Below are 7,572 nucleotides of genomic sequence, written 5' to 3'. Positions count from 1 at the left end.
GGACGTTGCTACCGGCGGGTACCTCTGGGTTCAGGGGCACGGAGAGTTTGACCTGGCTTCCGATCGGCTCCATCCGTTGATCAGAGCCAACATGGGCGAGATTCCTGCTGCGGCGAGCCCCGGCGGCCCAAACCGCACAGGAGCCGTCTTCCCGTGCGGCTCTGCTTCCAGTGGACTGCGCCATTGACCGCGCCGGGAGCGCGCGCGGGGCACCAACGCGTGTGCTCGGTTCACACGGGGCGCGTAACGGCGCGCGCTCCGCGCCGCACGCCGGGTGACTCGCCAACCGCCGCTCCGTGCACGGGGTTTCACCGGCCGCCCGCGTGCGGGATCTCACCGGCCGCCCTGCGTGGGATGTCACCAGCCCCGTGCGTGCCACTCCGGCAGATGCGGACGCTCCGCGCCGAGCGTCGTGTCGTTGCCGTGGCCCGGGTAGACCCAGGTCTCGTCCGGGAGCGCGTCGAAGATCTTCGTCTCGACATCGTGGATCAGACTGGCGAACGCCTTCGGATCCTTACGTGTGTTGCCCACACCTCCGGGGAACAGGCAGTCCCCCGTGAACACATGCGGGTGCCCGTGCGGGTCGTCGTAGACGAGCGCGATCGAACCCGGCGTGTGGCCCACCAGATGGCGCGCGGTCAACTCGACGCGCCCCACCCGGATCGTGTCGCCGTCGTCGACCGGGACGTCGGTCGGCACCGGGATGCCGTCGGCGTCGTCCCGGCCCGCGTAGGTACGCGCGCCCGTGGCCGCCACGACCTCGGCGAGCGCCTGCCAGTGGTCGCCGTGCTGATGCGTGGTGACGACGGACGCGATCCCGTCGGCGCCGATCAGCGTGAGCAGCGTGCCGGTGTCGTTCGCGGCGTCGATCAGCAACTGCTCGTCGGTGGCCCGGCAGCGCAGCAGGTACGCGTTGTTGTCCATCGGGCCCACCGCGACCTTGGAGATCATCAGGTCCGGCAACTCGTGCACGTCCGCCGGGCCGCCGACCTTCACCGCTCCGCTGTACGTCATGGCGATCAGTCTAGAGCGGTGGGCGGACGGAGAGCAGGCCGTCATCGCGGCTCCGGCCCCTCCCGCGGCCGTGCCGGCGCCCTACAGCGGGGGCAGTGCCGGGAGCCGGCCGCCCTCGACGGCCAGCGTGGACCCGTCACGGCGCCCCGCCAGCCAGCCCAGCAGGTCCGCAGCCGTGCCCCGGACGCCGATCGGGCCGCCCTCGGCGCCGCCTCCGGTGGTCCAGATCCGGCCCTCACTGGTGACCAGGCCGGTCGAGGGGACTTTCGGATGTCGCCCGAAGCGCTCGGCCAGGAAGTCGATCTCCCGCTCCGTGAACTCCTCAGGCAGGTCCTCCAGCTCGTACCCGATACCGAGGTCCACGTGGTGGATCTCCACCTCGATCCAGCGCCGGAACGGCACCCGGGACGCGGAGTCCGTGACCCCGCCCCGGAGCTCGACGGTGCGGGACCAGTCCGCGGGGACCGAGGCGGCGTCCTGGAAGCGGTTTGCGCTCTCGCGCACGTCGGCGAGCTGGACGTCCAAGGGGCGTGGGGCGTCCCGCTCGATGTCGGCCTCCCGGGCGTCCCCGGAGACGTACATGGGGCGTCCCTGGAGGACGTTCACGAGCGCGTCCGCGTTGCGGGCGAGGTGGGCGAGGACATGGCCGCGGGTCCAGCCGGGCAGCCGTGACGGCTCGGCGACGGCGGCGTTGTCCAGTTTCGCGGCTGCGGTGAGGAGCCGCTCGGTCGCGTCACGTACAGATGCCAGGTCGCGCGCGTGATCCATCATGACGCCGACCCTAGCTCCGCCACACCTTCGGGTGAAGGAGGTGGATCTGGCCGCCAAATCGAATGCACGTGCTATATGGTCGGGTGCGGCGTCGGGCATGCTGGAGAGCCCGGGATTGTTGTGGAACGGGGAAACAGGACCGGCGCTGTCAGTGGCTCCCCCTAGGCTGTGAAGAGCGGGGGCCCCGCCCCTGTCACTTCACTCAAGAAAGGTGCGGACCGGCGTGGCCGACCGTCTCATCGTCCGTGGCGCGCGCGAGCACAATCTGAAGAATGTCTCGCTCGACCTGCCGCGCGACTCGCTCATCGTCTTCACGGGCCTGTCGGGGTCGGGCAAGTCCTCGCTGGCCTTCGACACCATCTTCGCCGAGGGGCAGCGCCGGTACGTGGAGTCGCTGTCCTCGTACGCCCGGCAGTTCCTCGGCCAGATGGACAAGCCGGACGTCGACTTCATCGAGGGCCTCTCCCCGGCGGTCTCCATCGACCAGAAGTCGACCTCGCGCAACCCGCGCTCGACGGTCGGCACCATCACCGAGGTCTACGACTACCTGCGCCTGCTCTTCGCGCGCATCGGCAAGCCGCACTGTCCCGAGTGCCGCCGCCCGATCTCGCGCCAGTCGCCGCAGGCCATCGTCGACAGGGTCCTGGAGCTGCCGGAGGGGAGCCGCTTCCAGGTGCTGTCGCCGCTGGTGCGCGAGCGCAAGGGGGAGTTCGTCGACCTCTTCGCGGACCTCCAGACCAAGGGCTACTCCCGCGCGCGCGTGGACGGCACGACCGTTCAGCTCACCGACCCGCCGACCCTGAAGAAGCAGGAGAAGCACACCATCGAGGTGGTCGTCGACCGCCTCACCGTGAAGGACTCCGCCAAGCGCCGCCTCACCGACTCCGTGGAGACCGCCCTCGGCCTCTCGGGCGGCATGGTCGTGCTCGACTTCGTCGACCTCCCCGAGGACGACCCCGAGCGCGAGCGCATGTACTCGGAGCACCTGTACTGCCCGTACGACGACCTGTCCTTCGAGGAGCTGGAGCCCCGCTCCTTCTCGTTCAACTCGCCCTTCGGCGCCTGCCCGGACTGCACCGGCATCGGGACGCGCATGGAGGTCGACCCCGAGCTGATCGTCCCGGACGAGGAGAAGTCCCTCGACGAGGGCGCCATCCACCCCTGGTCGCACGGGCACACCAAGGACTACTTCGGCCGCCTCATCGGAGCCCTCGCGGACGCGCTCGGCTTCCGTACCGACATCCCCTTCGCCGGACTGCCGCAGCGCGCGAAGAAGGCCCTCCTGTACGGCCACAAGACGCAGATCGAGGTCCGCTACCGCAACCGGTACGGGCGCGAGCGCGTGTACACCACGGCCTTCGAGGGCGCCGTCCCCTTCGTGAAGCGCCGGCACAGCGAGGCCGAGAGCGACGCGAGCCGCGAGCGCTTCGAGGGCTATATGCGCGAGGTGCCCTGCCCCACCTGTGACGGCACGCGTCTGAAGCCGATCGTCCTCGCGGTCACGATCATGGAGAAGTCGATCGCCGAGGTCTCGGCGATGTCGATCAGCGACTGCGCGGACTTCCTGGGCGAGCTGAAGCTCAACGCGCGCGACAAGAAGATCGCCGAGCGGGTGCTCAAGGAGGTCAACGAGCGGCTGCGGTTCCTGGTCGACGTCGGCCTGGACTACCTCTCGCTGAACCGCGCGGCAGGCACCCTCTCCGGCGGTGAGGCCCAGCGCATCCGTCTGGCCACCCAGATCGGCTCCGGACTCGTCGGCGTCCTCTACGTCCTCGACGAGCCCTCCATCGGTCTGCACCAGCGCGACAACCACCGCCTGATCGAGACCCTGGTCCGGCTGCGTGATATGGGGAACACGCTCATCGTCGTCGAGCACGACGAGGACACCATCAAGACCGCCGACTGGGTCGTCGACATCGGCCCCGGCGCCGGCGAGCACGGCGGCAAGGTCGTCCACAGCGGTCCCCTGAAGGAGCTGCTGGCCAACGCCGAGTCGATGACCGGCCAGTATCTGGCGGGCAAGAAGGAGATCGCCCTCCCGGACATCCGCCGCCCGGTCGACCCGGGCCGCAGACTCACCGTGCACGGCGCCCGGGAGAACAACCTCCAGGACATCGACGTGTCCTTCCCGCTGGGCGTGCTCACGGCCGTCACGGGCGTGTCCGGCTCCGGTAAGTCGACACTGGTCAACGACATCCTGTACACGCACCTGGCTCGCGAGCTGAACGGCGCGAGGACCGTGCCGGGGCGGCACACGCGCGTGGACGGCGACGACCTCGTCGACAAGGTCGTCCACGTCGACCAGTCGCCCATCGGCCGCACCCCGCGGTCCAACCCGGCGACGTACACCGGGGTCTTCGACCACGTGCGCAAGCTGTTCGCCGAGACGACCGAGGCGAAGGTGCGGGGCTACCTGCCCGGCCGCTTCTCGTTCAACGTCAAGGGCGGCCGCTGCGAGAACTGCTCCGGCGACGGCACGATCAAGATCGAGATGAACTTCCTGCCGGACGTGTACGTCCCCTGCGAGGTCTGCCACGGGGCGCGCTACAACCGGGAGACCCTGGACGTCCACTACAAGGGCAAGTCGATCTCCGAGGTCCTGGACATGCCGATCGAGGAGGCCCTCGGCTTCTTCGAGGCCGTGCCCGCGATCGCCCGCCACCTGAGGACGCTCAACGACGTCGGCCTCGGCTATGTCCGGCTCGGTCAGCCCGCGCCGACGCTGTCCGGCGGTGAGGCTCAGCGCGTCAAGCTGGCGAGCGAGCTGCAGAAGCGGTCCACCGGGCGCACGGTGTACGTGCTCGACGAGCCGACCACCGGTCTGCACTTCGAGGACATCAGCAAGCTCATCACGGTGCTGTCCGGCCTGGTCGACAAGGGCAACACGGTCATCGTCATCGAGCACAACCTCGATGTCATCAAGACCGCCGACTGGATCGTCGACATGGGCCCCGAGGGCGGCAGCGGCGGTGGCCTCGTCATCGCCGAGGGCACGCCCGAGCAGGTCGCCGGGGTGCCGACCAGCCACACCGGCAAGTTCCTGCGGGAGATCCTGGGCGCCGAGCGCGTCAGCGACGCCGCCCAGGTGAGGGCGCCGCGCAAGGCCGCCACCAAGAAGGCGGTCGCCGCGGCGACGACGGCCAGGAAGACGGCGACGGTCAGGACCGCCAACAACACGGCGACCAAGAAGGCCGCGGCGGCCACCAGGAAGACGGCCGCCGTGAAGAAGACGACCGCCGCGCAGAAGACCGCCGCCGCGAAGAAGACGACGCGGGCCCGCAAGGCCTGAGCCGCGAGCGAGGGCGACGAGTCCCGACAAGTTCAGACGGTGCGGCGCCCTGCGGGAACTCCCCGCGGGGCGCCGCCCGTTGCACCGACACGCACGGCCCGGCCCGGCGTGCGGGCCGTGCTGGACCAGTCGGAGACCGCACGATCCCCGTGCCACCACCATCGCTGACGGGCTGACCGTCACCGCGTGCCCTCTTCACCGAGGGCCCGCCGCCGTGCCGGCGATGCCCGCCGTGCCGGAACGGATTTCGTCACCCCACCCCGAGGCCGGGCACCTGTGCCTCGCGCAGGAGACCCTCGCCTGCCGGACGGCGGCCACCGTATGGTCCTTCGTCTTCCCGTCGACGACACCGCCGCCACGGCGCTCGACCGGTTGAACGGCCGGACCCCTGGGACCCCTGCACGCCGTCAGCCGTCAGCCGTCAGCCGTCAGCCGTCAGCCGTCAGCCGTCAGCGGCCGGCGGCCTGGCGCGGTCACGGACACAGATCGCTCAGTTCCGCGGCATACGGCGGTTCCGCGCCGGCCCGGGAGCAGGTGATCGCCGCCGCGCGCGCCGCGAACCGCAGCAGTCGTGTCCAGCCGTCGGCTCCCAGCCCCGCGAGCGCCTCCGGGGACAGGGCGTCCCATGCGGACAGACCGTGCAGCAGTGCCGCGTTCACCGTGTCGCCGGCACCGATGGTGTCCACGACGTCGACCCGTTCGCCCGGTACCGCGTGCACGGCGCCGTCGCGGGTGAAGACCGTCAGCCCGTCGCCGCCGTGGGTGACCACGACGGCCGAGGGGCCGGAGGCCAGCCACTCGTGCGGGGTGCCGCCGAGCCACAGGGCGTCCTCCTCCGAGAGCTTCAGCAGCGACACCGACGGCAGCCAGCTCTTGAACCGGGCCCGGTAGGCGTCCGCGTCAGGGATGAGCCCCGCCCGGATGTTCGGGTCGAGCGCGGTGAACACCCCCTGGGCGGCGGCGGTTCGCATCAGCTCCTCGTACGCGCTCGCCCCGGGCTCCAGGACGAGCGAGCAGGTGCCGAAGGACACCGCCCGCGTTTCGGCGGGCAGATGGGAAGGGGCCTCGAACAGGCGGTCGGCGGTGCCCTCGACGTAGAAGGAGTACGAGGCCGAGCCGCCCTCACCGATGGAGGCGACGGCGAGGGTCGTGGGCTCAGGGCCGCGCTGCACGGAGGCCACGTCGACGCCAGCCGCGCGCAGCCCGTCCAGCAGGGCCTCGCCGAAGGCGTCGTACGAGACACGGGAGCAGAAGGCCGTGGGCGAGCCGAGGCGGCCCAGGGCGACCGCCGTGTTGTACGGGCCGCCGCCGCGTGCGGGCCGCAGGTCCATGAGGGCGCCCGCGCCCTGCGGTACCAGGTCGATCAGGGCCTCACCGGCGACGACGATCACGAGACGGATCCTTTCTCGGAACTTTCCTGACTTGCGGCGCTTCCGGCGCTTCCGGTATCCCCGGCACCCTCGTGGCTCTCCGGGCAGCCGCAGGAGCTGCGGTGGACGAACGCGCAGGGAAGCCGGACGGTACGGGTGGGGTGCTCCGGCGAGGCCAGCCGGTCCAGGAGCAGCCGCACGGCCTGCGCCCCGATCTCCTTGCTGGGCTGGGCGATCGCGGTGAGCCGGGGACGGAACAGGTCGGCCCACGCGAAGTCGTCGAAGCAGCACAGCGCCATGTCGTCCGGTACGGAGACGCGCAGCTCGCCCATGGCGCGCAGGGCGCCTATGGTCATGGCGTTGTTGCCGGTGACGAGAGCCGTCGGCGGGTTCGAACGGGTGAGCAGGCCATGGGTGGCGCGCCGGGCCGCCTCCGCGTCGGAGTCGCCGTGCGCCACGAGCTCCTCGTCGTGGGGGAGCCCGGCGGCCGAGAGGCCCAGCCGGTAGCCGGTGATCCGCTCCTCGGTGGTACTGAGGCCGGGCAGGCCCGCGACCAGTCCGATGCGCCGGTGGCCGAGTCCGGCGAGATGCGTGACCAGCCCCGCCATGGGTTCGCTGTTCTCGGTGCAGACCTGGTCGAAGCGGAACGTGTCGTTCTCGGCGGTGTCGACCAGGCGGTCCAGGAACACGGTGGGTACGGCATGCCGGCCGAGGTAGCCCAGGAGGCCGTCGGGCCGGGCCGAAGGGGCGACGATCATGCCGTCCACGCGCCGTTCGTGCAGAAGCTGGACGATCTTCCGCTCATGCGCCGGGTCGTCGTGCGGATCGGCGATCAGCAGGCTGTAGCCGTGCTCCAGCGCGCCCGCCTCGACGCCCTGGAGGATCTCCGTGAAGTACGGGTTGCTGACGGCCGACACCGCGAGCCCGATGGACCGCGTCCGGGAGGTGACCAGGGAACGGGCCAGCGTGTTGGGCGTGTAGCCGAGCGCGTCGATGGCGTCGAGGACCAGTTGGCGGGTCCGCGGCCGTACCGCGCGCGTGTTGTTCAGCACGTGCGAGACGGTCGCCACGGACACCCCCGCGTGCTGCGCGACGTCGACCATCGTGGCCAAGGCGGTCCCCTTCAGG

The 7,572-nt window shown here is 70.8% G+C and carries 5 protein-coding genes; 1 reads left to right on the top strand and 4 read right to left on the bottom strand.

Features of this window, described 5'->3' with window-relative positions; genetic code table 11:
- Positions 1-357: 357 nt before the first annotated feature.
- Together FNH04_RS12190 and FNH04_RS12185 are read right to left on the bottom strand one after the other, a co-directional pair.
- On the bottom strand, positions 358-1,014 hold the full coding sequence (locus tag FNH04_RS12190; RefSeq protein ID WP_152783344.1) for an MBL fold metallo-hydrolase: 657 nt from the start codon (positions 1,012-1,014) through the stop codon (positions 358-360).
- An 81-nt stretch (positions 1,015-1,095) separates the two neighbouring features.
- A complete protein-coding gene (locus tag FNH04_RS12185) occupies positions 1,096-1,785 on the bottom strand; it encodes a maleylpyruvate isomerase family mycothiol-dependent enzyme (RefSeq protein ID WP_152783342.1) in 690 nt (229 codons plus the stop codon).
- Positions 1,786-2,008: 223 nt separating this feature from the next.
- On the opposite strand from FNH04_RS12185, the gene uvrA reads away from it, so the two are divergent.
- A complete protein-coding gene (gene uvrA, locus FNH04_RS12180; RefSeq protein ID WP_322722953.1) occupies positions 2,009-5,074 on the top strand; it encodes an excinuclease ABC subunit UvrA in 3,066 nt (1,021 codons plus the stop codon).
- Positions 5,075-5,547: 473 nt separating this feature from the next.
- Here uvrA and FNH04_RS12170 read toward each other — a convergent pair whose 3' ends face one another.
- Both FNH04_RS12170 and FNH04_RS12165 read right to left on the bottom strand, forming a co-directional pair.
- The gene (locus FNH04_RS12170) at positions 5,548-6,465 is read right to left on the bottom strand and encodes a carbohydrate kinase family protein (RefSeq protein WP_322722952.1); all 918 of its coding nucleotides are present in this window, start codon (positions 6,463-6,465) and stop codon (positions 5,548-5,550) included.
- Positions 6,462-7,556, bottom strand: a complete 1,095-nt coding sequence (locus FNH04_RS12165; protein WP_152783338.1) for a LacI family DNA-binding transcriptional regulator — start codon at positions 7,554-7,556, stop codon at positions 6,462-6,464. Before FNH04_RS12165 ends, FNH04_RS12170 begins: the two co-directional genes overlap by 4 nt.
- Positions 7,557-7,572 lie beyond the last annotated feature (16 nt).

The sequence above is a fragment of the Streptomyces phyllanthi genome, assembly GCF_009377205.1.
GTDB classification, from domain to species: Bacteria; Actinomycetota; Actinomycetes; order Streptomycetales; family Streptomycetaceae; genus Streptomyces; species Streptomyces phyllanthi.
The sequence above is the reverse complement of the archived record's forward strand: the minus strand, read 5'-3'. Positions and strand labels throughout refer to the sequence as shown.

Coding starts and splice junctions, on each gene's coding strand:
- FNH04_RS12190 (WP_152783344.1), bottom strand. CDS start 1,014: ATGACGTACAGCGGAGCGGTGAAGGTCGGCGGCCCGGCGGACGTGCAC.
- FNH04_RS12185 (WP_152783342.1), bottom strand. CDS start 1,785: ATGATGGATCACGCGCGCGACCTGGCATCTGTACGTGACGCGACCGAG.